This is a genomic window from Pseudomonas sp. PDM22 (assembly GCF_014851965.1).
GTDB lineage: Bacteria > Pseudomonadota > Gammaproteobacteria > Pseudomonadales > Pseudomonadaceae > Pseudomonas.
On sequence record NZ_JACVAR010000002.1, the window covers coordinates 1 to 21,817 of the forward strand.

The 21,817-nt window shown below is 63.7% G+C and carries 19 protein-coding genes; 13 read left to right on the forward strand and 6 right to left on the reverse strand.

Annotation, left to right across the window (positions count from 1 at the left end; all coding sequences use genetic code 11):
* The 10 genes from IB255_RS05710 to cyoE form a co-directional block, all read left to right on the forward strand.
* Positions 1 to 3,776: Ig-like domain-containing protein (locus tag IB255_RS05710; protein WP_192209874.1), on the forward strand; the 3,776-nt coding region annotated here is incomplete at its 5' end.
* A gap of 98 nt (positions 3,777 to 3,874) precedes the next feature.
* Complete coding sequence (locus IB255_RS05715) at positions 3,875 to 4,762, forward strand: OmpA family protein (RefSeq protein ID WP_081517359.1); 888 nt, start codon at positions 3,875 to 3,877, stop codon at positions 4,760 to 4,762.
* Between the two features lie 245 nt (positions 4,763 to 5,007).
* The gene (locus tag IB255_RS05720) at positions 5,008 to 7,200 is read left to right on the forward strand and encodes a type I secretion system permease/ATPase (protein ID WP_081517360.1); all 2,193 of its coding nucleotides are present in this window, start codon (positions 5,008 to 5,010) and stop codon (positions 7,198 to 7,200) included.
* Between the two features lie 7 nt (positions 7,201 to 7,207).
* The gene (locus IB255_RS05725) at positions 7,208 to 8,515 is read left to right on the forward strand and encodes an HlyD family type I secretion periplasmic adaptor subunit (RefSeq protein ID WP_412548085.1); all 1,308 of its coding nucleotides are present in this window, start codon (positions 7,208 to 7,210) and stop codon (positions 8,513 to 8,515) included.
* A 79-nt stretch (positions 8,516 to 8,594) separates the two neighbouring features.
* The gene (locus IB255_RS05730; protein WP_167523262.1) at positions 8,595 to 10,166 is read left to right on the forward strand and encodes a TolC family protein; all 1,572 of its coding nucleotides are present in this window, start codon (positions 8,595 to 8,597) and stop codon (positions 10,164 to 10,166) included.
* A 928-nt stretch (positions 10,167 to 11,094) separates the two neighbouring features.
* Positions 11,095 to 12,090 (forward strand): ubiquinol oxidase subunit II, encoded by a 996-nt coding sequence (gene cyoA / locus IB255_RS05735; protein ID WP_081517362.1) that lies wholly within the window; start codon positions 11,095 to 11,097, stop codon positions 12,088 to 12,090.
* 6 nt (positions 12,091 to 12,096) lie between these two features.
* Positions 12,097 to 14,079: a cytochrome o ubiquinol oxidase subunit I gene (gene cyoB / locus IB255_RS05740; RefSeq protein ID WP_081517363.1), complete on the forward strand. Its 1,983-nt coding sequence runs from the start codon at positions 12,097 to 12,099 to the stop codon at positions 14,077 to 14,079.
* Between the two features lie 4 nt (positions 14,080 to 14,083).
* Complete coding sequence (cyoC, locus tag IB255_RS05745; protein ID WP_081517364.1) at positions 14,084 to 14,725, forward strand: cytochrome o ubiquinol oxidase subunit III; 642 nt, start codon at positions 14,084 to 14,086, stop codon at positions 14,723 to 14,725.
* Positions 14,725 to 15,087, forward strand: a complete 363-nt coding sequence (cyoD, locus tag IB255_RS05750) for a cytochrome o ubiquinol oxidase subunit IV (RefSeq protein WP_081517365.1) — start codon at positions 14,725 to 14,727, stop codon at positions 15,085 to 15,087. The genes cyoC and cyoD overlap by 1 nt, the downstream gene beginning before the upstream one ends.
* A gap of 11 nt (positions 15,088 to 15,098) precedes the next feature.
* Positions 15,099 to 15,986, forward strand: coding sequence for a heme o synthase (gene cyoE / locus IB255_RS05755; protein WP_081517366.1), 888 nt, complete (start codon positions 15,099 to 15,101; stop codon positions 15,984 to 15,986).
* 222 nt (positions 15,987 to 16,208) lie between these two features.
* Here cyoE and IB255_RS05760 read toward each other — a convergent pair whose 3' ends face one another.
* The 3 genes from IB255_RS05760 to IB255_RS05770 all read right to left on the reverse strand — a co-directional run bounded on the left by IB255_RS05760 (position 16,209) and on the right by IB255_RS05770 (position 18,455).
* Entirely contained in the window at positions 16,209 to 17,507 is a 1,299-nt protein-coding gene (locus tag IB255_RS05760; RefSeq protein WP_081517367.1) for an NAD(P)/FAD-dependent oxidoreductase, read from the reverse strand.
* A gap of 53 nt (positions 17,508 to 17,560) precedes the next feature.
* Positions 17,561 to 17,731, reverse strand: coding sequence for a DUF3094 domain-containing protein (locus tag IB255_RS05765; RefSeq protein WP_017516731.1), 171 nt, complete (start codon positions 17,729 to 17,731; stop codon positions 17,561 to 17,563).
* Positions 17,732 to 17,825: 94 nt separating this feature from the next.
* On the reverse strand, positions 17,826 to 18,455 hold the full coding sequence (locus IB255_RS05770; RefSeq protein ID WP_045209488.1) for a DUF1780 domain-containing protein: 630 nt from the start codon (positions 18,453 to 18,455) through the stop codon (positions 17,826 to 17,828).
* 91 nt (positions 18,456 to 18,546) lie between these two features.
* Between IB255_RS05770 and IB255_RS05775 the strand changes: the two genes are divergently transcribed.
* The 3 genes from IB255_RS05775 to IB255_RS05785 all read left to right on the forward strand — a co-directional run bounded on the left by IB255_RS05775 (position 18,547) and on the right by IB255_RS05785 (position 20,021).
* Entirely contained in the window at positions 18,547 to 19,011 is a 465-nt protein-coding gene (locus IB255_RS05775) for an FAD/FMN-containing dehydrogenase (protein WP_318652747.1), read from the forward strand.
* Positions 19,008 to 19,697, forward strand: a complete 690-nt coding sequence (locus IB255_RS05780) for an energy-coupling factor ABC transporter permease (protein WP_081517368.1) — start codon at positions 19,008 to 19,010, stop codon at positions 19,695 to 19,697. The genes IB255_RS05775 and IB255_RS05780 overlap by 4 nt, the downstream gene beginning before the upstream one ends.
* A gap of 108 nt (positions 19,698 to 19,805) precedes the next feature.
* Positions 19,806 to 20,021, forward strand: coding sequence for a hypothetical protein (locus IB255_RS05785; protein WP_081517369.1), 216 nt, complete (start codon positions 19,806 to 19,808; stop codon positions 20,019 to 20,021).
* A gap of 50 nt (positions 20,022 to 20,071) precedes the next feature.
* On the opposite strand, the gene yacG is transcribed toward IB255_RS05785, so the two are convergent.
* The 3 genes from yacG to IB255_RS05800 form a co-directional block, all read right to left on the reverse strand.
* Entirely contained in the window at positions 20,072 to 20,275 is a 204-nt protein-coding gene (gene yacG, locus IB255_RS05790) for a DNA gyrase inhibitor YacG (RefSeq protein WP_017516736.1), read from the reverse strand.
* Complete coding sequence (gene coaE, locus IB255_RS05795) at positions 20,272 to 20,880, reverse strand: dephospho-CoA kinase (protein WP_192209875.1); 609 nt, start codon at positions 20,878 to 20,880, stop codon at positions 20,272 to 20,274. The genes yacG and coaE overlap by 4 nt, the downstream gene beginning before the upstream one ends.
* Before the next feature lie 64 nt (positions 20,881 to 20,944).
* A complete protein-coding gene (locus IB255_RS05800; RefSeq protein WP_192209876.1) occupies positions 20,945 to 21,817 on the reverse strand; it encodes a prepilin peptidase in 873 nt (290 codons plus the stop codon).

The following is a 21,817-nucleotide window of genomic DNA, read 5'->3' on the forward strand; positions in this document are numbered from 1 at the left end:
TCATCCACGTCTTCGACGGCGGCAAGGAGCTGGGCTCCACCACCGCCAAGGATGACGGCACCTGGTCGTTCGAAGTGCCGGCCGACAAGGCCCTGGCCGAAGGCGAGCATGACTTCACCGTCAAGGCTGAAGACCCGGCTGGCAACATCAGCGACGCGTCGGTCCCGTACCCGATCGTCATCGACATCACTCCGCCGGACAGCAAGACCACCCAGCTGACCATCGACACCGTGGCTGGCGATGACATTGTCGACAAGACCGAAGCTGCCGGTAATGTCACCATCAGCGGCAAGGTCACCGGCGAGTTCCAGGCCGGCGACATGGTCAGCTTCAAGCTCGATGGCACGACCTACAGCGCCAAGGTGGCGAGCGATGGCAAGTGGAGCGTGGACGTTCCTGGCAGCAAGCTGGTCGCCGATACCGCCCACAAGATCGATGCCACCCTGGTGGCACACGACGCCGCGGGTAACGCCGGCTCCATCAGCGCATCCCACTCCTACCAGGTGGAGGCCGCTAACGTGGTCTCGATCACCAGCATGAGCAAGGACTCGTCGACCGACGTGGCCCACGCCACCGACTTCATCACCGCCGACGGTACGGCCGGGCGTGGTGTCTACGGCAAGCTGGAGGACGCCCTGGCGGCGAACCAGAAAGTGCAGGTGTCCTTCGACAACGGCGCCACCTGGAAAGACGCCCTGACAACGGGCCTGAACTGGGTAGCCGTGGATAGCGGAACCCACGCCGGCAACTGGACCATCCAGGCTCGTGTGATGGAAGGCGGCAACGTCGTGGGCGATGTGGCCAAGCAGGACGTGACCTTCCTGGCGGCACAGGGCGGAGCTCCGACCATCACCAGCATCCCGGATGCGGTGGGGGACTACACGACAGCCAAAGCCGCGGATGGCAGCGACGTAACTGTCTCGCTGAGCGGTACCCTGGCCAAGGCAGGCGATACCCTGCATATCATCTGGGGCGACACCACCTATGACCAGGTGCTGACCACTGCTGATATCGCGGCAGGTACTGCAACAGCCAAAGTGCCAGCGCAACAGACGACCAGCCAAAGTGCGACCTACGACATTGTGGTGAAGGCACAGATCGTGACTCAGGAAGGGCAGATCAGCGCGCTGAGTTCCGATTTCAAGGTGCAGGGCACAGGCTACTGGGCGACGGCCTCGGATGGTTTGCAACGCTATCCGTCGGGTAATACCTATGTGGGGGACGGCTTCACAGTCACGAGTAACACCACCCTCACTCACGTCGATCCGTTTACCTACTCTCCCAATGGCGGTCTGGATATTCCTTCCGAAACGTACGGTTATCTGCAGTTCAACTTTAGCGGACAAGTCAACTCCGCCAGCTTCGGTCTAGGTGGCCTACAGAATGATGCCGGTGGCGCGCGCGTAGTCGTCTATGGAACCAGCGGGCAAGTGTTGTATACCACCTATGCACAAGGTAGTTACTCGGTGGGAAGTTTCAGCTACAGCTCCGCTTCGATGATTGGGTCTATACGGGTCTACGGTGACGGCGTGGGAACATCTGTTACCGTCAACTCGCTGACCTTCAGCCAGTTTGTTCACGGCGCCAGCCCGACCGCAGCCACAGGTCAGAAGGTGATCGACCATACCTGGGAGACCTACTTCGACGACAACACGGCTTCGTCGTCGAGCGACGTCATCTCCATGACGATCGACCCGACAGCCTACTTCCAGCAGGACTCGGCGCATGTTCATGGTGGCAACCACCTGGATACCCTGAAGCTGACCGGCGCGGGTCAGGTCCTGGACCTGCGCGGGCTGACTGGCGACAGTGGCGAAGGCAAGATCAGCAGCATCGAGAAGTTCGACATCACCGGCACCGGCAACAACACGTTGAAGATTTCCCTCAACGAAGTGCTGCACCTGGGCGAAACGAACATGTTCCGCACCGATGGCAAAGTGCAGGTCATGGTGGACGGCAACGCCGGCGACGTCGTGGAGCTGTACGGCCTGGAAGGGCATGGCGCAACCACCGGCGCCTGGCAGAGCGCTGGGACCACGACCATCGGTGGCGTGGTCTACCAGGTCTACACCTTCAGCACGCTGGATGCGGAAATGCTGGTCAAGCAAGGTGTCACCACCAACCTCATGGTTGGTGGTCAGGGCGGCGGTACCGGCACTATCGACTCGATGAGCAAGGACAGTGGCCTGGCCACTGACTTCGTCACCGAGGATGGTTCGGCAGGGCGTCTCGTCACCGGAACGCTCTCGGGCAGCCTGGCCAGCGGCAACTACCTGGAAGTGTCGCTGGACAATGGTTCGAGCTGGAGCAAGGTGATGGCTGTCTCGGGCTCGCAGTGGGCCTTCGTGGACAAGACCGCACATGTGTCCGACTGGAGCGTTCAACTGCGTGTCAATGACGGTATTGGTGATACCAGCTCCCTGGCCAGCCAGCAGGTAACTCTGGCGCCGGTCGCCAAGGCACCGACCATCACCAGCATCCCGAAGGCCGGTGGTGTGCTGACCAGCACCGAAGCTTCCGGCGGGGTCGACATGGTCGTGTCCCTGGCCAACACCGGCGCCAAGGCTGGCGATATCGTCCACGTCCAGTGGGGGATCGCGCTGTTCGACCAGACGCTGACCGCGGCGGACATCACTGCGGGCCAGGCCACCGTCAAGGTGACCTCGGCGGTTGCCTACACCGAGCAAGGGGTCGCTTACGACTTCGATGTGACGGCGTCCATCGTTTCCAATGGCGTGGCCGGGGCAAGCTCCTCGCCCTTCCACATCATTGGCGGCGGCTTCGCCACCAAGGCGGTGAGTGACACTCTGTCCGTGGCTGCGACCAACGTGGTGGACAACAGCTACGCCGGCAGTGGCGTCACCGTGACCACCGATGGCGGCTTGATGACGAAGGTCACCACGCCGGCAACAGGGGTTGGCCTGCTTGGGCACTATGCAGGTCTGCTGGTCAGCCAGGCGGGCTCGGCCAACGCGCTGTTCACCCTGGATCAGCCGGGCACCAAGTTCGCGGTGACGCTGTCCGGGTTGGACAACACCAAGGGCGGCGCAACGGTCATCGTCTACGGCGTCAATGGCGACGAGATCTACCGTGAAGTGGTAACCGGCGCGGGCAGCTACAACTCCAAGGCCTTCAGCTACACGGCGGCCGAAGGCGTGGATGTGGGCAGCTTCAAGGTGGTTTCCACCTGCGACGGCCTGTATGTGAGTACCTTCAGCGAGACCCAGGCGTTCCACGTAGCCGACAGCCGCACCTTCGCCGTCGATGGCGTGACCGACAGCTACTACGGAAGCCTTGGCGACGACACGGTACTGCTCAAGTACGCCGCCTCGACCTACCTGTCCAACACCGGCAACACCGGCATCCATGGCGGCGACGGCGTGGATACCCTGAAGGTGGAGAACTACAACCAGACGCTGGACCTGACCCTGGCCACCTCCAAGGGCAAGGTCACCAGCATGGAGATCATCGACCTCACCAGCACCAACGCCTCCTACGGCAACACCTTGAAGCTGTCCGTGCAGGATGTGCTGGAGAACGGTCAGACCGACCTGTTCCACAGCACCACCAACCACACGGTACAAATGATGGTGAAGGGCGACGCGAAGAGCGTGGTGAACCTCGACGATCTGCTGGGCGCCAATGGTCCGGACTACGGCGACTGGTCCAACAGCGGCACCGTGAACGTCGCGGGGACGAACTACAACGTCTACCAACACTCCGGCCTGGACGCCGAACTGCTGGTCCAGCAGGCGGTGAAGGTCAACCTGGTCTAAGCGCTGGCCGGTGCGCGGCATCCGCCGCGCACCGGCACTTCTCACCCTTTTCTAGAACGTACCCTGCCGCCAGGCGGCGGGGTACTGGAGATACGAACATGGCAATTTCCCTTATCCGCCCGCTGCGTCAGGCCGTCTGCCTGGCCGTGCTGGGCCTGGCTGTGAGCCAGGGCGCCGTTGCGGCGACGAAGTCCATCTACGGCGACACCTACACCAAGGAACAACACGTCATCGCACAACAGGCGCAGATCGTGATGTTCCGTGGCAACGATGGCGGTAAAGAGGCCGCGCACGTCTACATCGACGGCCAACTGCAAAGTGCGCTGATGCCCGGCGGCTACACCGTGTTCTGCACCCCCGCGGGAGAGCACTCGGTGGAGTCGTACATCGGCGATGCGCCGCTGTACACCGGCAAGCGCAACCCGCAGAGCTACGCCAAGCTCGACGGCGGCCAGACCTACGTCCTGGAGGCACCGGTTGGCGCCAACCAGAGCACGCCGATCGTGCACACCGGCAAGGACGCCGAGCAGAGCCTGCAGGGCATGCGCCGGCAGATCCATGTGATCAGCCGTGCCGCCTCGGTGGTGCCGTGCCAGACCGAGACCAAGCTGAGCCTGCGCAGCGATGTGCTGTTCAAGTTCGGCAAGGGCGGCTACAACGACCTGACGCCCGAGGGGCATAGCCAGCTGCGCCAGGTGGTCCAGGACATTTCCGCGTCGGGCGACAACATCAAGAGCATCGAAGTGATCGGCCACGCCGACCCCATCGGCCGTGCCGAGGCCAACCAGCGCCTGTCGCTGCAACGCGCCGAGACGATCCGCAAGGTGCTGCTGGAGCAGGGTATCGCCAGCAACCTGGTGCAGGCCGTTGGCCGTGGCAGCAGCGAGCCGGTAGTGAGCTGCGGTACGACCCGCAACGCCGCGAACATCGCCTGTAACGCGCCGAACCGTCGCGTCGAGCTGGTGATTCAGGGGCAAGGGCAGTAAAGCCGCCCCGCCTTTCGCTGTTACCTACCTCATTCGCCAGGGCTGCACTCGTACCGTGCAGCCCTGGCTTTTTTTTGGCTTTCCCCGCTTGTGACAGCCCGGTCTTTCCCCGCTCCCGTTCGTGGGGAACGAGGCTAGACCCGTGAAGGAAAGGTACGTCAAGCCAATCAGGCTTTTCTGATCCCCCGCGGATCAGCGCATTTCTACCATGCGCACAGCTTCTCTCTCCCCCAGAAGGTGTGTTCATGAATTCCTCTTCCGCGCCTGCGACGCCCGTCGTCGATCCGGGCGTTTCACCCCAAAGCGACAGCCTGTTGGCAGGGGTGTGCTGGCTCTGCGATCACTTCGAGCGGCAAACGACACTGGAGTCGCTGTACGCCGGCCTGCCGCGTGATCGGAAGCTTCGTCCCAGCCTGGTGACACGCATGCTCGAGCAGGCCGGTATCGGTGCCGGCTGGGTCAAGCGACGCCCCGCCGAACTGTCCTCCTACCTGTTCCCTCTGCTGTTGCTGTTCCGCAACGGCGAGGCGCGCATCCTGGTGGCCCGCCGTGGCGAGGAGTTCGAGCTGGTAGTGCCCGAAGCCGGCGGCGGCACCATCACCATGAGTGCGGCCGAGCTGCAGGAGCATTACCTGGGCTATGCGCTGCTCGCTCGCCCCAAGGCGGTGAAGGATTCGCGTACGGAGATCCCCCGCGCTGAAGCGGGCAAGGGCCACTGGCTGTTCTCCACGCTGTGGAAGTACCGGCGCTTCTATTACAGCGCGGCACTGGCGACCTTCCTGATCAACGTCCTGGCGCTGGCCAGCACCTTCTTCATCATGAACGTGTATGACCGGGTGGTGCCGAACCAGGCCTATGTGACGCTCTGGTCACTGGCTGTTGGCGTGATGGTGGCGATCGGCTTCGAGTTCACTTCCCGGCAGGTCCGGGCGTACTTGATCGACAACGCCGGCAAGAAGGCCGACCTGATCCTGGGAACAATCCTGTTTCGCCAGTTGCTGGAAGTCCGGCTGGAGCACAAGCCGGCCTCGGCGGGCTCTTTCGCCAACCAGTTCCGCGAATTCGAGTCGGTGCGCGACTTCATCACTTCGGCCTCGCTGGCAACCCTGGCGGACCTGCCGTTCTGCATGCTGTTCGTGTTCGTGCTGTTCATCATCGGGGGGCCGTTGGCCCTGGTGCCCTTGGGCGCGATGATCGTGTTGCTGGGGTTGTGCGCCTATATCCAGTTGCCGCTGTCGCGCTTCATGAAGGAGAACCTTCGTGAGGCATCGCAGAAGCACGGCCTGCTGATCGAGGCGATCGAGGGTGTCGAGACGCTCAAGGCGGTCCGCGCCGAAGGCAGCATGCTGCGGCGCTGGGAAGACTTCAGCGCGCAACTGGCCGCGTCGGCGATCAAGACCAAGGCTCTGTCGAACATGGCTGGCAACTCGGTATCGCTGATCACCCAGCTCAACACCGTGGTGATGGTGCTGTGGGGTGTGTACCTCATTGGTGACGGTAACCTGACCCAGGGTGGCCTGGTGGGCATGGTCCTGCTCAGTGGTCGCGCCCTGGCGCCGTTGGCGAGTTCGGTGGGCCTGGCCGTGCGTTACCAGCAGGCCAAGACGGCCCTGCATTCGCTGAACCAGTTGATGGCGATTCCCACGGTGCGCGACACCCAGCGTCGCTACCTGGAGGCGCCGAAGAACGCGACGCTGTCGCTGCGCAAGCTGAAGTTCTCCTACCCGGCTCCGCCGATGCAGCCGCGCCCGCTGGTGCTCAACAACATCAACCTGAGCATCAAGCACGGCGAGCGCGTGGCCATCGTCGGCAGCATCGGCAGTGGCAAGTCGACCCTGCTGCGCCTGATCGCCCGGCTGTACCAGCCAGTGGAAGGACAGGTGCTGATCAATGGCATCGATGCCGAGCAGATCGACCCGGCGGACTGGAGCTCCACTGTCGGGTTCGTCGGCCAGGACACGCGGCTGTTCTTTGGCTCGCTGCGAGAGAACCTGCTGATCGGCAATCCCTCGGCGACCAGTGAGGAACTGCTGAACGTGGTGCAACTGACCGGTCTGGACTCGGTGGTGGTCAACCACCCGCTGGGCTTCGATCGACCGGTGGGCGAGATGGGGCAGGCGCTGTCCGGCGGCCAGCGGCAACTGGTGGCACTGGCCCGTTCGCTGTTGCTGCACCCGCAGGTGCTGTTGCTCGACGAACCTACCAGCGGCATGGACATGCAGACCGAGCGGCTCTTCCTGCAACGCCTGGAAGTGGCCACCCAGGGACGCACGGTGGTGGTGGTGACCCACCGCTTCTCGGTGCTCGAACAGGTCGACCGCCTGATCGTCGTGGATGCCGGCCAGATCGTCGCCGACGGTCCCAAGGATGAGGTGCTGCGCGCCTTGCAGGCCAACAACTCTCCCGCGCCGAACAAGGCGCCGGCCTCTACCTGGTGAACCGATCATGACTGATACCCCCCATAGCGAAGCGGCGGTACCCGCTGTCGTCGAACCGTCCAAGGCGGTGGCGACGACCCAGGCTTCGCCGTACCAGAAAGAAGTGGCGCGCCTGCGCGAGAACGATATCGCCTATGTGTCGGACCTGCAGGCAGCGCTGATCTCCCAGAAAACCACGGCGAGCACGGTGGTGCTGCTGCTGATCGCTGCGGTGTTCACCGGCATCATCGTGTGGGCCTACTTCGCCCGGGTGGAGGAGATCACCAAGGGTGAGGGCAAGGTGATTCCGTCCAGTCGCGAGCAGGTCATCCAGAGCCTGGAAGGCGGCATCCTGGAGCAGATGAACGTCAAGGAAGGCGACGTGGTCGAGGCCGGGCAGATTCTCCTGAAGATCGACCCGACCCGCGCCGGCGCCAGCTACCGCGAGGCGCAATCCAAGGCCCTGGCGCTCAAGGGGCAACTGGTGCGCCTGCGCTCGGAGGCCTACGGCAAGCCCCTGGTGTTCCCACCGGAGGTGATTGCCGTGCCTTCGATCGTGGAGGCCGAGACCGAGGCCTACAACGCTCGCAAGCATGCGCTCGACGATGGCGTCGCCGGGTTGCAGAAGAGCCTGTCGCTGGCCCAGGGCGAGTTGACCGTGTCCGAGAAGCTGGCCAAGCAAGGGCTGATCTCCGATGTCGAGATCCTGCGCATGCGCCGCCAGGCCAACGAATTCAATCTGCAGATCAGCGAGCGGCGCAACAAGTACCGCTCCGATGCGAACGCCGAACTGACCCGCGTGGAAAGCGAACTGGCCCAGGCGCAGGAGAACGCGGCCGGGCGCGAGGACGTGATGAAGCGCACCACACTCATGGCGCCGCTCAAGGGCATCGTGAAGAACGTGCGCGTCAACACCATTGGCGGGGTGATTCAGCAGGGGCAGGACATCATGGAGATCGTCCCGCTGGAAGACCAACTGCTGGTGGAGGCGAAGATTCGCCCGGCCGACGTGGCCTTCCTGCGCCCCGGCCTGCCTGCCACGGTGAAGATCTCCGCCTATGACTTCGCCATCTACGGCGGCCTCAAGGGCAAGGTCGAGCTGATCAGCCCCGACACCATCAAGGACGACGAGCTGGCCCGCCAGGGCCGGCCGGATACCTCCTTCTACCGCGTGCTGATTCGTACTGACGAAGCGCAGCTGACCCGCGGCGACAAGCACTTCCCGATCATTCCCGGCATGACCGCGACCGCGGAAATCCGTACCGGGGAAAAGACCATCCTTGAATACCTACTCAAGCCCGCGCTGAAAGCGCGTGAGGCCTTCCGCGAGAGATAATGAAATGAAAGCCCGTAAACCTTCATCCAACCTTCGAAACGCTCGTTGGCGGTTCTGCCCCTCGGCACTGGTGCTGGCCATGGCTGCACTGAGCGGGGGCGCCGAAGCCGCTGGCTCCGACGAACTGGGCGGCGCGCTGAGCTTCTACTCCAAACCTCGGGAGGCTTCCGCCGCCTCGCTGACCCACGGCGCGCTGCAGGGCGAGCTGGTGGCCTCGACCGCCGCACCAGCGACGCAGGCGGCGACACAGCCTGCATCCGCAGTCGCCCAGCCTCGGCCGGCGCCCACCTTGCAAGCCGCGCCGAGTTCGGTGGCTGCGATGGTCAATGCCGCTCCGGCAGCCCAGGCGCAACCGGCCAGGCAGGCTCCCAAGCTGGACCTGAGCCTGCCCGCCGAGCTGCGCGCTGGCGTGCAGCCGGGCTCGGCGTCCGCATCGACGCTCGGCCAGTCGGAAGCGTCGCTGGCGTATATCCGCGAGCTGGTGAACACCGCCCTGAACATCAGCCCGGAAATGAAACAGGCCGATGCCAACTGGCAAGCCGCCAAGGGCGATGTGGACCAGGCCAAGGGCGCGCGCTGGCCGCAGGTGCAGGTCAGCGCCAGCTCCAAGACGCTGCAGAGCAAGAAGAGCGACAACTACAACAACGACGGTACGACCACCGTGCAGATGACCACGCCGGTCTATGACTTCGGCGCGATCAGCCATACCATCGACAGCCGCAGCAGCACCGCGAACGCGCAGGAAGAGGCAAAGGGGCAGACTCAGGTCACCGTTGCCTACAACACCGCCTCGGGGGTGCTGGAACTGGCGCATCAACAGGAGGCGCTGGCTATCAGCGACCGCTATGTGGCGCGTATGCGCGAGCTGGTGAACATGCTCTCGCAGATTTCCGACGTCGACCCGGGTCGTCGCAGTGAAGTGGTGCAGGCGCGTTCGCGGCTGCTGCAGGCCGAGACTGCGCGCAACATGGTGCTGTCCAAGCTGCAGGAGCAGAAGACCACACTGGCCAAGCTGGTGGGCGAGGATGTAACGGTGCCCGCGAACGCCAGGTGGGAGTGGGCACCCATCACCCTGAACGACGCGCTGGGCTCGATGCAGGATCGTCCTTCCTTGCGCCAGGCGCGCTGGGAGAAAGAGGCTGCCCTGGCCAGTGCCGAGTCGGTGAAGTCCTCGCGCTATCCCAAGCTGAACTGGGTGGTAGGGCGCAGTTCGGGCAGCAATATGCTGAACAACGAGGAGCCCTGGTCGACTGGTCTGGCCGTGGAGTGGCAGGCGTTCTCCGGTGGGTCGGCTTCGGCGGCGCAGCGAGCGGCCTATGCCCGGGCGAATGCGGCGGAAGAGAAGATGGAGGCGACCCGTCGCGAGTCGGAGTACCTCATTCGCAACCTGGTCGAGCAGCGCGATCTGTCCGCTGCGCGGGTCGATGACTACAAGGCACTGCTGGTGGAGTCGGACCGCGTGCGCAAGATGTTCTATGACCAGTGGTACCACCTGGGCAAGCGCACCCTGCTGGATGTGCTGATCGCCGAGAACGAGTACTACAGCGCGCAGATCGCCGCTTCGGACACCTACTACAATGCGAAGGCCAGCGATCTGCGCATCCGCGCCGAGACCAGCGGCCTGCTCGCGTGGCTGACGCCGGAACACTGATCCCCTGCGGTCCGCTGCTGACCGTACCCGCCTGATATTTCCCTATCCTCCCGGCATGTCCGCTTCGGTGGTCATGATGGCTCATTTCGTCTCTGCACTGAGGCGGACATGCCGAGGAGAGACCTCTGGTCGTCCTGCACGATCGTCATAATTTGAATGACTTTCCCCCTTGCCAAAGTCGCTGTGCGTCGATGTGTCGCAGGGTGCGCAGGGGGAATCCGCGACTTTCGCAAAGGTTCTTGATCGCCATCATGGCAAGGTCTTTGCCAAAGGCGTTGAGGCGCCTTTCCGGCCTTGGAAAAGCGCGCTGAAAGCCCCGTCCTTCATGGTTCTGACACATTCCCATGGAACGCCCGTGCAAGCCCCTGGCGGGGAGGGAATAACCCTGCGCAACTCCTGTGAATTGGTTGTTTTATGAGCGATTTTGCCCGGGACTGTTTCTCTGGCTGAGAAAATATCTTGTTAAAAATGGGCGGAATGGGCCTTGAAAGGGGTTTCTGAAATGCTTTGTAATACCCGCCGTCCATTTCCTACCCCCAAATCGCTGAGTCGCACTGACGTAGATCAAAGCCAGTGCTCACCCTTCGGTGCAGCGGCATAACAACAGGGGGCTGCCATCGGTGGGCTCCTGTCATCAAGACGAGTCGGGCAATCCGCTCGTGCATCCGGTGTGCGACGCGCGCGCTTCAACGAGCCGCCAGTCCAGACACCACACGCTGAATAACACGGAACGAATCAGCTGACGAAATCGGTTTCGCATCGCGAAGACCGGGCGAGGTCCCTTTGCCTGGAATCCGTGCGGCCGCGTTCGTGAATCCATGACAGCCCTGGCAGGCGGCTTGGAAAAGTCGCGGGTAACGAGTCGTCGAGCAGTGCGTGGCGAAGGCTCGTGGGCGGTGAAGCGATTTTCATCCACTAAGGCCGCAAGATGAAAAAAGAGCAGTACACAGGAATTTTGAAGAGACTTGCGCTGCTGCCGATGCTGATGCTCGGTGGTTGCAACATGGCGCTGTTCGACCCGAAAGGGCAGGTCGGTGCTGACGAGAAGTCCCTGATCATCACGGCAACCCTGCTGATGCTGATCGTGGTGGTGCCGGTCATCCTGATGACCTTCGGGTTCGCCTGGAAATACCGGGCTTCGAACACCAAGGCCACCTACATGCCGGACTGGTCTCACTCGACCAAGATCGAGCTGGTGGTATGGCTGGTTCCCTGCGTGATCATCGCCATCCTCGGCTGGATCACCTGGGAGAGCACCCACAAGCTGGACCCGTATCGTCCGCTGGACTCCGAGGTCAAGCCGGTGACCATCCAGGCCATCTCGCTGGACTGGAAGTGGCTGTTCATCTACCCGGAACAGGGTATCGCCACCGTCAACGAAATCGCCTTCCCGAAAGACACCCCGGTGAACTTCCAGATCACCTCGGATTCGGTGATGAACTCCTTCTTCATTCCGCAGCTGGGCAGCCAGATCTACTCCATGGCCGGAATGATGACCAAGCTGCACCTGATCGCCAACGAAGAAGGCGTGTTCGACGGTATCTCCGCGAACTACAGCGGCGGCGGCTTCTCGGGCATGAAGTTCAAGGCCATCTCCACCTCCGAGCAGGGCTTCCAGGATTGGGTCGCGAAGGTCAAGGCCTCGCAGCAGACCCTGAACCTGGATCAGTACCCGGAGCTGGTCAAGCCGACCGAGAACGTCCCGGCGACCTACTTCGCAACCGTCAGCCCCGAGCTGTTCTCCCACGTGCTGAACAAGTGGGAACACGCTGGCCACGCGATGGCCAAGGCCCACGAAGCCAAAGAACAGGCCGAGAAGGGCGAGCACGGCGAAGCAGCGCATGACGAGACCGCCATGGCGGGCCACGACATGAGCAACATGCAAGGCATGCCTGGCATGCAAACGAATCCGAGCCAGGAGTAACCGCAGATGTTCGGGAAACTGACACTGTCGGCCGTGCCGTATCACGAGCCGATCATCGTCATCACGCTGGCCGTCGTCGCCCTGTTGGGCCTCGGTGTGTTTGGCGCGATCACCTACTACCGCAAGTGGACCTACCTGTGGACCGAATGGCTGACGTCCATCGACCACAAGAAAATCGGCGTGATGTACATCATCGTCGCCCTGGTCATGCTCCTGCGCGGCTTCGCCGACGCCATCATGATGCGCGGCCAGCTCGCGCTGGCTGAAGGCGCCAACCACGGCTACCTGCCGCCGGAACACTACGACCAGATCTTCACCGCTCACGGCGTGATCATGATCATCTTCATGGCCATGCCCTTCATGACCGGTCTGATGAACCTGGCCGTGCCGCTGCAGATCGGCGCGCGCGACGTGGCGTTCCCCTTCCTGAACTCCCTGAGCTTCTGGCTGCTGGTCGTCAGCGCCATGCTGGTGAACGTCTCGCTGGGCCTGGGTGAGTTCGCCCGTACCGGCTGGGTCGCTTACCCGCCGCTGTCCGAGCTGGCCTACAGCCCGGGCGTGGGTGTGGACTACTACATCTGGGCTCTACAGATATCGGGTATGGGTACCTTGCTCACGGGTATCAACTTCCTGGTGACCGTGTTCAAGATGCGTACCCCCGGCATGAAGCTGATGCAGATGCCGATCTTCACCTGGACCTGCACCTTCGCCAACATCCTGATCGTTGCGTCGTTCCCGATCCTGACCGCGGCCCTGGGCCTGCTGTCGCTGGACCGCTACTTCGACATGCACTTCTTCACCAACGAGCTGGGCGGCAACGCCATGATGTACATCAACCTCTTCTGGGCCTGGGGCCATCCAGAGGTGTACATCCTGATCCTGCCGGCTTTCGGTATCTTCTCCGAAGTCACCGCGACCTTCGCCGGCAAGCGCATGTTCGGCTACACCTCGATGGTGTGGGCGAGCGCCGCGATCACCTTCCTCGGCTTCACCGTGTGGCTGCACCACTTCTTCACCATGGGTTCGGGCGGCGACGTCAACGGCTTCTTCGGCGTTGCGACCATGCTGATCTCCATCCCGACCGGGGTGAAGCTGTTCAACTGGCTGTTCACCATCTACCGTGGCCGCCTGCGCTTCGACACCCCGATCCTGTGGACCCTGGGCTTCATCGTCACCTTCACCATCGGTGGCATGACCGGCGTTCTGCTGGCCATTCCGGGTGCTGACTACCTGCTGCACAACAGCCTGTTCCTGATCGCTCACTTCCACAACACCATCATCGGTGGTGCGGTGTTCGGCTACCTGGCCGGCTTCGTGTTCTGGTTCCCGAAAGCCTTCGGCTTCAAGCTGGACGAGAAGTGGGGCAAGCGTTCCTTCTGGTGCTGGCTGGTCGGCTTCTACATGGCCTTCATGCCGCTGTACATCCTCGGCTTCATGGGCATGACCCGTCGCCTGAACCACTACGAAAACCCGATGTGGCAGCCGTACATGGTGGTGGCGTTCTGCGGCGCCGTGCTGATCTTCTTCGGTATCGCCTGCCAACTGATCCAGCTGTTCGTCTCGATCAAGAACCGCGAGAAGCTGGCCGACCTGACTGGCGACCCGTGGGGTGGCCGTACCCTGGAATGGTCCACTTCCTCGCCGCCGCCGTACTACAACTTCGCCGAACTGCCGAAGGTCAACGACATCGACGCGTTCCACGACATGAAGCAGACCGGTACCGCGTACCGCAAGCTGCCGGCCTACGCGCCGATCCACATGCCGAAGAACACCGCCGCTGGCTTCTCCATCGCCGTGTTCGCCTTCCTCTTCGGCTTCGCCGCCATCTGGCACATCTGGTGGCTGGTGGGTGTTGGCTTCGTCGGCATGATCGCTTCGGTCATCGTGCGCAGCTACGTCACCGACCTGGACTACTACGTCCAGCCGGATGAGATCGAGCGCATCGAGAACGCCAACTTCCAGAAACTCGCCACCGCGCAGCAGGTATAAAACCATGTCGACGGCAGTACTGAATCAACACGTGGTTGATGCGCACCAAGCGGCGCAAGACCATGCTCACCATGACGAGCACGCCCACGACAGCGGCGGCATGACGGTCTTCGGCTTCTGGCTGTACCTGATGACCGACTGCATCCTGTTCGCGAGCGTCTTCGCCACCTACGCCGTGCTGGTCAACCACACGGCCGGTGGCCCGAGCGGCAAGGACATCTTCGAACTGCCCTACGTGGCCGTCGAAACCGCGATCCTGCTGATCTCCTCCTGCACCTACGGCCTGGCCATGCTGGCTGCGCACAAGGGTGCCAAGGGCAAGGCCATCGCCTGGCTGGGCGTGACCTTCCTCTGCGGCGCCGCGTTCATCGGCATGGAACTCAACGAGTTCCATCACCTGATCGTCGAAGGCTTCGGCCCGAGCCGCAGCGCCTTCCTGTCGTCCTTCTTCACCCTGGTCGGCATGCACGGCCTGCACGTAAGTGCCGGCCTGCTGTGGATGCTGGTGCTGATGGCGCAGATCGGCACCCGCGGCCTGACCGCGCAGAACAACACCCGCATGATGTGCCTGAGCCTGTTCTGGCACTTCCTGGACATCGTCTGGATCTGCGTCTTCACCGTCGTCTACCTGATGGGGGCTCTGTAATGACCGCTGCTGCACATCATCACGACTCCCACGGTGCCGGCCACGGCGATCACGGCGCCGGTCACGGCAGCCTGGGCTCGTACGCCATCGGCTTCGTGCTCTCGGTGATCCTGACTGCGATCCCGTTCTACATGGTCATCGACGGTGGCTTCTCGCGTCACGCCACCCTGCTGACCATGGTGATCCTGGGTCTGGTTCAGGTCGTCGTGCACCTGATCTGCTTCCTGCACATGAACTTCAGCTCCGAAGGCCGCTGGAACGTCATGGCATTCATCTTCACCGCCATCATCATCCTGCTGGTGGTCGGTCTGTCGCTGTGGATCATCTACACCGCAGACACCCTGATGATGCCGATGCCCTGAGGGCCGATGCCGTGAAACTCAAGCGTTATCTCCTGGTCGCCAAGCCGGGCATCATCTTCGGAAACCTGATCGCGGTGGCGGGGGGATACTTCCTCGCCGCTCGCGGCAGTGTTGACCCGATGCTGCTGCTGGCCACCGTGATCGGCCTGTCCCTGGTCGTTGCCAGCGGTTGTGTGTTCAACAACTGCATCGACCGCGACATCGATCGCTTCATGGAGCGTACCCGCAGCCGTGTCACCGTGACCGGGCAGATCTCGCTGAAGGCCGCCCTGGCCCACGGCGTGGTCCTCGGCGCGGCGGGCTTCGGCCTGCTGGCGTGGAAGACCAACGTGCAGGCGACCCTGCTCGCCGCGTTCGGCTTCTTCGTCTATGTCGTGCTCTACAGCCTCTGGCTCAAGCGCAGTTCGGTCTACGGCACGCTGGTCGGCAGTCTCTCCGGAGCCATGCCGCCGGTGGTGGGCTACTGCGCCGCCAGCGGTCACTTCGACATGGGCGCGGCGGTGCTGCTGCTGATCTTCTGCCTCTGGCAGATGCCGCACAGCTACGCCATCGCGATCTTCCGCCTCAACGACTATCGTGCCGCCGGGATTCCCGTGCTGCCGGTGGAGCGGGGCATCGAAGCGACCAAGAAGCAGATCCTGTACTACGTCGTGGCCTTCGGCCTGGCGACCCTGCTGCTGACCGTGACCGGCTTCGCCGGCTACGGTTACCTGGTGGTGGCGCTGGCCGTCAGTGCCTGGTGGCTGTTCATCGCGGTGAAAGGCTTCAGTGCCGAAGACGACCGCCGTTGGGCTCGCCAGCTGTTCGCCTTCTCCATCATCGCGATCAGCGTGCTGAGCCTGATGATGTCCATCGACTTCCAGGCCATCCCGGCGCAGTCGATGCTGGCGGCGCTGTAAGGCTGCTCTGCTGCAACGAAAAAGCCGCCCCTCGGGGCGGCTTTTTTATGGGCTCTTCGTAGGGGTACCGCTGAACAGTATTGGGCAGGTCCGTAGGATGGCGTGGAGCGAAGCGATACCCATCATGGCGGATAACGCTGCGCGTTATGCGCCCTACACCGAGATCAGCCCTGGCGTAGGGCGCATAACGGCAAAGCCGTTATCCGCCGATGGGGTCAAGCCTCAATGCAGCTTCAAGCGCGGCTCGGTGCTGCGCCCGATGCGATCCGCGATCATCAGCAGCGCCGTGCGGAACGGCCCGTACAGCGCCACCTGGTGCATGCGGTACAGCGACACGTAGAACATCCGCGCCAGCCAGCCTTCGAGCTTCACGCTGCCCATCAGGTTACCCATCAGGTTGCCCACCGCGCTGAAGCGCGACAGCGAGATCAGCGAGCCGTAGTCGGTGTAGCGGTACTCCGGCAGCGGCTTGCCCTCCAGGCGCGCGACGATGGCCTTGGCCAGAAGGGAGGCCTGCTGGTGCGCAGCCTGGGCGCGCGGCGGTACGGTGCGTTCGCTGCCATCGCCCATGGGGCAGGCGGCGCAGTCACCGAAGGCGAAGATGTTGTCGTCGCGGGTGGTCTGCAGGGTAGGGCGGACCACCAGCTGGTTGATGCGGTTGGTCTCCAGGCCGTCGATCTCCTTGAGCAGGCTCGGCGCGCGGATGCCCGCCGCCCAGACCTTCAGGCTCGCCGGAATGAACTCGCCCACCGCCGTGCGCAGGCCTTCTGCGGTCACTTCCTGCACCGCCGAACCGGTCAGCACGCGCACGCCGAGCTTCTCCAGCGTCTGGTGCACCGGGCGGCTGATGCGCTCGGGTAGCGCCGGCAGCACGCGCGGGCCAGCCTCTATCAGGGTGATGCGCATGTTCTGCGGCTGGATGCCGGTCAGGCCGTAGGCCGACAGTTCCTGCGCGGCGTGATGCAGCTCGGCGGACAGCTCGACGCCCGTGGCGCCGGCGCCAACGATGGCGACGCTGATCTGGTCGTCCTTGTCCTGCCCGGCATGGGCGCGCAGGTAGTGGGTCAGCAACTGCTTGTGGAAGCGCTCGGCCTGCTCGCGGGTATCCAGGAAGATGCAGTGGTCCGCAGCGCCCTGGGTGCCGAAGTCATTGGTGGTGCTGCCGATGGCCAGGACCAGGCTGTCGTATTCGAGTCCACGCGCCGGCACGAGTTCTTCGCCTTGCTCATCAAGCGTGGCGGCGAGCTGGATGCGCTTGCTCGCGCGGTCCAGGCCGCAGAGGCGGCCGAGCTGGAATTCGAAGTGGTTCCATTTCGCCTGGGCGACGTAGTTCAGCTCATCCTCGGAGGAGTTGAGCGAGCCGGCGGCGACTTCGTGCAGCAGGGGTTTCCAGATGTGGGTGAGGTTGGCGTCGACGAGCGTAATGCGCGCCTTGCCCTTTTTACCCAGGGTGCGGCCGAGACGGGTCGCGAGCTCCAGCCCGCCGGCGCCGCCGCCGACGATCACGATACGATGGGACATGGTGCATTCTCATAGCTTAAGGAATCCTGTATCGGCCCGTGGCGGCACGGCGCTCACGCAAGGTAGGCCAGGAGGCGGCTCAGCAAACCCAGGGCGATGACCACAGCGAGCAAGGCTCCCATCATCAGCCAGGGTTTGAACGGCGCGCGTTGGACCTGGTGGACGGGAGAGCTGAGGTACTGATCGACCTTCTGCTGGTCTTCGGGGCTCAGGCGACTGGGCATGGGCGGCCTCCGTTTATAATGCCAAGCATTCTAGTAGGGCTTGGGCGGCCTCTCAATGCGCCGCCGATCAATGCAGCTTTGCGTCGGCGCCTATTTACAGGCCGACGCCCATGTCGAAAAGGATGCTGCGGCCCAGGCTGCCACGCAGAAAGTCCGGCGCGTCACTGTGGGCGAATAGCACGCGGGCGAAGGTCGGCCCGACTACCGACAGCGAGCGCCAACCCTGGCGCAGGTACTCGGTGGGTGGTGGGAACGGGGTGTTGAAGTCCGGCGTCTCGCGCTTGAGGCTGACGAAGGCCAGCAGGTCGAGCTCGCGCGGGTCGATGCCACGCTCGGTGTAGTTGTGCGCCTTCTTGCGCAGTGTCGGTGCCAGGCGCGCCTGCAGTTCCGCACAGGGAATCCGTCGCGGCCGCTGCTCACGGCGGATCAGCTGGTTGAGGCTCTGGGCCATGCGCCGGCGCAGCAATTCTTCCTTCCATTCCTCGTTGAGCCGACGGCCCTGGTCGAGCACGAAGAACACCTCGAAGGTGGCGTCGCGGAACAGCACATCCGGCGGCTGTTGCGTGGGCGCGACGAAGTCCTCCTGGCGATACGGCACCTTCAGCGCCTGCAGCAGCCGCTGGCAGGCCCAGCACTCCCGCTCCCACTTGCGGGCGTTGGAGAGAAAGTCGTTGGCTTGTTCCGCCTGGCGCGTCAGCAGGCGCAGATAGTCGGACTCGTTCATGCCTCAAGCATAGTTGCTGGCAACCGCAGGCGGGCGACGGCGGCGGTGTAGACTGTTGCCAATCATTGGCGGTTCCGGGCAAGGAGGAAACGTGAGACGAGTGCTGGGCGGGATGCTGTTGATGGTGCTGGCGAGCGTGGCGTTGGCGCAGGAGTCACCGGCCACTGGCTGGACGCTGCTGGATCAGTTCGACAAGCCCTATACGGCGGAAACTGACCTGAAAGTCCTGCTGGTCGCCCACGACATGGCCGGCTCGAAGCTGGTGAAAGCGGTGCTGGCCGAGCGCCCGACAGGCTATCTGGAGGCGCGCCATGCAGCCTTCGTCGCCGACATCAGCCGCATGCCCGCGCCCATCTCCAAGTTGTTCGCTATCCCCGCCATGCGCGACTACTCCTACCGCGTGCTGCTCGACCGCGAGCCGCGCGTGGCCAACCGCTTCCCGGCCCGGGCCGATGCGGTGACCTGGCTGCAACTCGAGCAGGGCAAGGTCGTCTCGACTCATCAGTTCGACTCCGTTGAGGCTTTGCGTCAGGCGCTGGAGCGGGGCGCGCCGTGATCGCCGCACAACTGCTGTCTGCGGAGACCCTGGAGATCGGCTGGGCGATCTACCTGCCCATCGTCGTCTGGGCCATCTGGCGCGCGCCGTGGCTGGAGCTGGTCAGCGACTTCCGCCGCCAGCACCTGGTGTTCGGCACCATGCTCGGGTTGTTCCTGCTCTGGCTGGTGCGGCGCGACTTCGCTTCCGGGGTGTCCTTCCACTTCATCGGCATGACCGCCGTGACCCTGCTGCTGGACTGGCCGCTGGCGGTGCTGGTCGGCCTGGTTGCGCAACTGGGGCTGTGCGCCATCGGCCGGCAGGACTGGGCCGCCATCGGCGTCAACGGCATCCTGCTGGTGCTGATTCCGGTCGTTATCACCGAGCTGGCGGCGATCTTCGTCGAGCGCCGCCAGCCGCGGAACCTGTTCGTCTACATCTTCTGTTCGGGCTTCTTCCCGGCGGCGCTGGCCGCGGTCTGCAGCCTGCTGCTGGGGCTCGGCCTGCTGTGGATGGACGGGCTCTTCCCGATGCCGCCGTGGATCGAGGACTTCATCGGTTACCTCTGGCTGATCATGTTCCCTGAAGCCTTCATCAACGGCACCATCGTCACCGGGCTGGTGGTCTTCTATCCGGACTGGCTGGAGACCTTCAACCGCACGCGGTACCTGCAGGCGCCGTGGAAGGATGACGATGAGCCACGCTGATGTTCGGCCATCTGCGAGGCACATGGCCGCCGCGGTTTGATCCAGGTCAGTTCGGCAACCTCCCAGGATCAGGGAAGCTTGGCCCCCCCATTCGCAAGGAGACTGCCGATGAGCATTCACAGCTGGGCCGAACAACGCCTCCACGAACTGCTGATCGAAGCCGAAGCGGCCGGCCAGGACCCGCAACTGGTCGTGCGTGCGCTGCTCAGCGCCGTGGTGCAGGCCAATGCGCAGGTCCGCACCCAGGAAGACCTGGAGCATGAGCTGCATTTCCTCGCCGACAACCTGGACGAAGAGCGGGACTACGCCTTCATGCGCCCCTGACGAAAAAGGCCCGCAGATGCGGGCCTTTTACTGGCTGGGGGAGCGGCGGCTCAATGCCCGCGCGGCTTCTCCAGATCGCCGGAGAACAGCTCGTCCTCGAGATTGTCGCCTGGGATGGCGTGATCTTCCGCCGCCCAGGCGCCGAGGTCGATCAGCTTGCAGCGGTGCGAACAGAAGGGACGGAACTCGCTCTTGGCGCTCCACTCCACGGGGGCGCCGCAGGTGGGGCATTCCACGGTCAGGGGTTGGCTCATGGTTGTCCTCCACGCAGGCCTAGATAGAACTGATGCAGACGCTCGACCTGCTGGTGCAGGTGGCCGAGGTCGCCATCGTTGAGCAGCACGTCGTCCGCGTGCTTGAGTCGGTCGTCGCGCAAGGCCTGGGCCTTGAGAATCGAGCGGACTTGTTCTTCGGACACCTGGTCGCGGCGCATGGTGCGCTCCAGTTGCAGGTGTTCGGGGGTATCCACCACCAGCACGCGCTGGGTCATGCGGTGCTGCCCGGACTCCACCAGCAGCGGCGAGACCAGGAGGGCGTAGGGCGATTGCGCCTGCGCCAGGTTGCTGGCGATCTCCTGGCCGATCAGCGGGTGCAGCAGCTGTTCCAGCCAGCGGCGCTCGTCTTCGGCCTTGAAGATGCGCTCGCGCAGGGCGGCGCGGTTGAGCTGGCCGTCCGGCAGCAGCATGGCTTCGCCGAAGCGCTCGACGATCTTTGCCAGGGCAGGGCGGCCGGGTTCCACCACCCAGCGCGCAGCGTGGTCGGCGTCGACCATGTGTATGCCCAGCGAGGCGAAATGCTCGGCGGCGGCACTTTTGCCGCTGCCGATGCCGCCAGTAAGGCCCAGAATCCAGGGTTTCATCGTTCTCCTTTCTGCCGGCTCGATGGCCGTCGCGGGCGTCGAAGGGGATCGACGCCGGAGAAGGCTAGCGGAAACCGGCGAACTGCAGATAGGTCGCGGTTATTTGATCACCCCAGAGCAGCGCAATCCAGCCGGCGATGGCCAGATAGGGGCCGAAGGGGATGGGCGTACTGGTTTCGGCATTGCGCAGGCGCAGCAGGATCACGCCCAGCACCGCGCCCACCAGCGACGAAAACAGGATGGTCAACGGCAGCACCTGCCAGCCGCCCCAGGCGCCGAGCATGGCCAGCAGCTTGAAGTCGCCGTAGCCCATGCCTTCCTTGCCAGTGATCAGCTTGAACAGCCAGTACACCGACCACAGGCTCAGGTACCCGAACACCGCGCCCCATAGCGCGTCGCCCAGGCTGGTGAAGAGCCCGAAATGGTTGACGATCAGCCCCAGCCAGAGCAGCGGCAGCACCAGGGCGTCCGGCAACAGCTGGTGATCGACATCGATCATGCTCATCGCCAGCAGGCCCCAGGTCAGCAGCAGCATCGCGCCGGCCTGCCAGCCAAAACCGTAATGCCAGGCAATGAAGGCCGACAGCACGCCACAGGCCAGCTCGACCAGCGGGTAGCGCTTGCTGATCGGCGCCTTGCAAGACGAGCACTTGCCGCCCAGCGCCAGCCAGCTGACCAGCGGGATGTTCTCCCACGGCTTGATCTCGTGGGCGCAGTGCGGGCACTGGGAGTTGGGCAGGACCAGGTTGTAGGTCGGGAGCTTCTCGCCCTCCGGCAGGCCCAGGGTTTCCCGCGCCTGCTGCTGCCAGTCGCGCTCCATCATTCGTGGCAGGCGATGGATCACCACGTTGAGAAAGCTGCCGACCAGCAGGCCGAGGAGGGTGACGCACAAAACAAAGGCCAGCGGGGTGCTGGCCAGGAAGTCGAGAACAGGCAT

What these genes read in the sequence shown, in the direction of transcription:
- IB255_RS05715 (WP_081517359.1), top strand. Translation starts at nt 3,875, where the DNA reads ATGGCAATTTCCCTTATCCGCCCGCTGCGTCAGGCCGTCTGCCTGGCC.
- IB255_RS05720 (WP_081517360.1), top strand. Translation starts at nt 5,008, where the DNA reads ATGAATTCCTCTTCCGCGCCTGCGACGCCCGTCGTCGATCCGGGCGTT.
- IB255_RS05725 (WP_412548085.1), top strand. Translation starts at nt 7,208, where the DNA reads ATGACTGATACCCCCCATAGCGAAGCGGCGGTACCCGCTGTCGTCGAA.
- IB255_RS05730 (WP_167523262.1), top strand. Translation starts at nt 8,595, where the DNA reads ATGGCTGCACTGAGCGGGGGCGCCGAAGCCGCTGGCTCCGACGAACTG.
- cyoA (WP_081517362.1), top strand. Translation starts at nt 11,095, where the DNA reads ATGAAAAAAGAGCAGTACACAGGAATTTTGAAGAGACTTGCGCTGCTG.
- cyoB (WP_081517363.1), top strand. Translation starts at nt 12,097, where the DNA reads ATGTTCGGGAAACTGACACTGTCGGCCGTGCCGTATCACGAGCCGATC.
- cyoC (WP_081517364.1), top strand. Translation starts at nt 14,084, where the DNA reads ATGTCGACGGCAGTACTGAATCAACACGTGGTTGATGCGCACCAAGCG.
- cyoD (WP_081517365.1), top strand. Translation starts at nt 14,725, where the DNA reads ATGACCGCTGCTGCACATCATCACGACTCCCACGGTGCCGGCCACGGC.
- IB255_RS05760 (WP_081517367.1), bottom strand. Translation starts at nt 17,507, where the DNA reads ATGTCCCATCGTATCGTGATCGTCGGCGGCGGCGCCGGCGGGCTGGAG.
- IB255_RS05765 (WP_017516731.1), bottom strand. Translation starts at nt 17,731, where the DNA reads ATGCCCAGTCGCCTGAGCCCCGAAGACCAGCAGAAGGTCGATCAGTAC.
- IB255_RS05770 (WP_045209488.1), bottom strand. Translation starts at nt 18,455, where the DNA reads ATGAACGAGTCCGACTATCTGCGCCTGCTGACGCGCCAGGCGGAACAA.
- IB255_RS05785 (WP_081517369.1), top strand. Translation starts at nt 19,806, where the DNA reads ATGAGCATTCACAGCTGGGCCGAACAACGCCTCCACGAACTGCTGATC.
- yacG (WP_017516736.1), bottom strand. Translation starts at nt 20,275, where the DNA reads ATGAGCCAACCCCTGACCGTGGAATGCCCCACCTGCGGCGCCCCCGTG.
- coaE (WP_192209875.1), bottom strand. Translation starts at nt 20,880, where the DNA reads ATGAAACCCTGGATTCTGGGCCTTACTGGCGGCATCGGCAGCGGCAAA.
- IB255_RS05800 (WP_192209876.1), bottom strand. Translation starts at nt 21,817, where the DNA reads ATGCCTGTTCTCGACTTCCTGGCCAGCACCCCGCTGGCCTTTGTTTTG.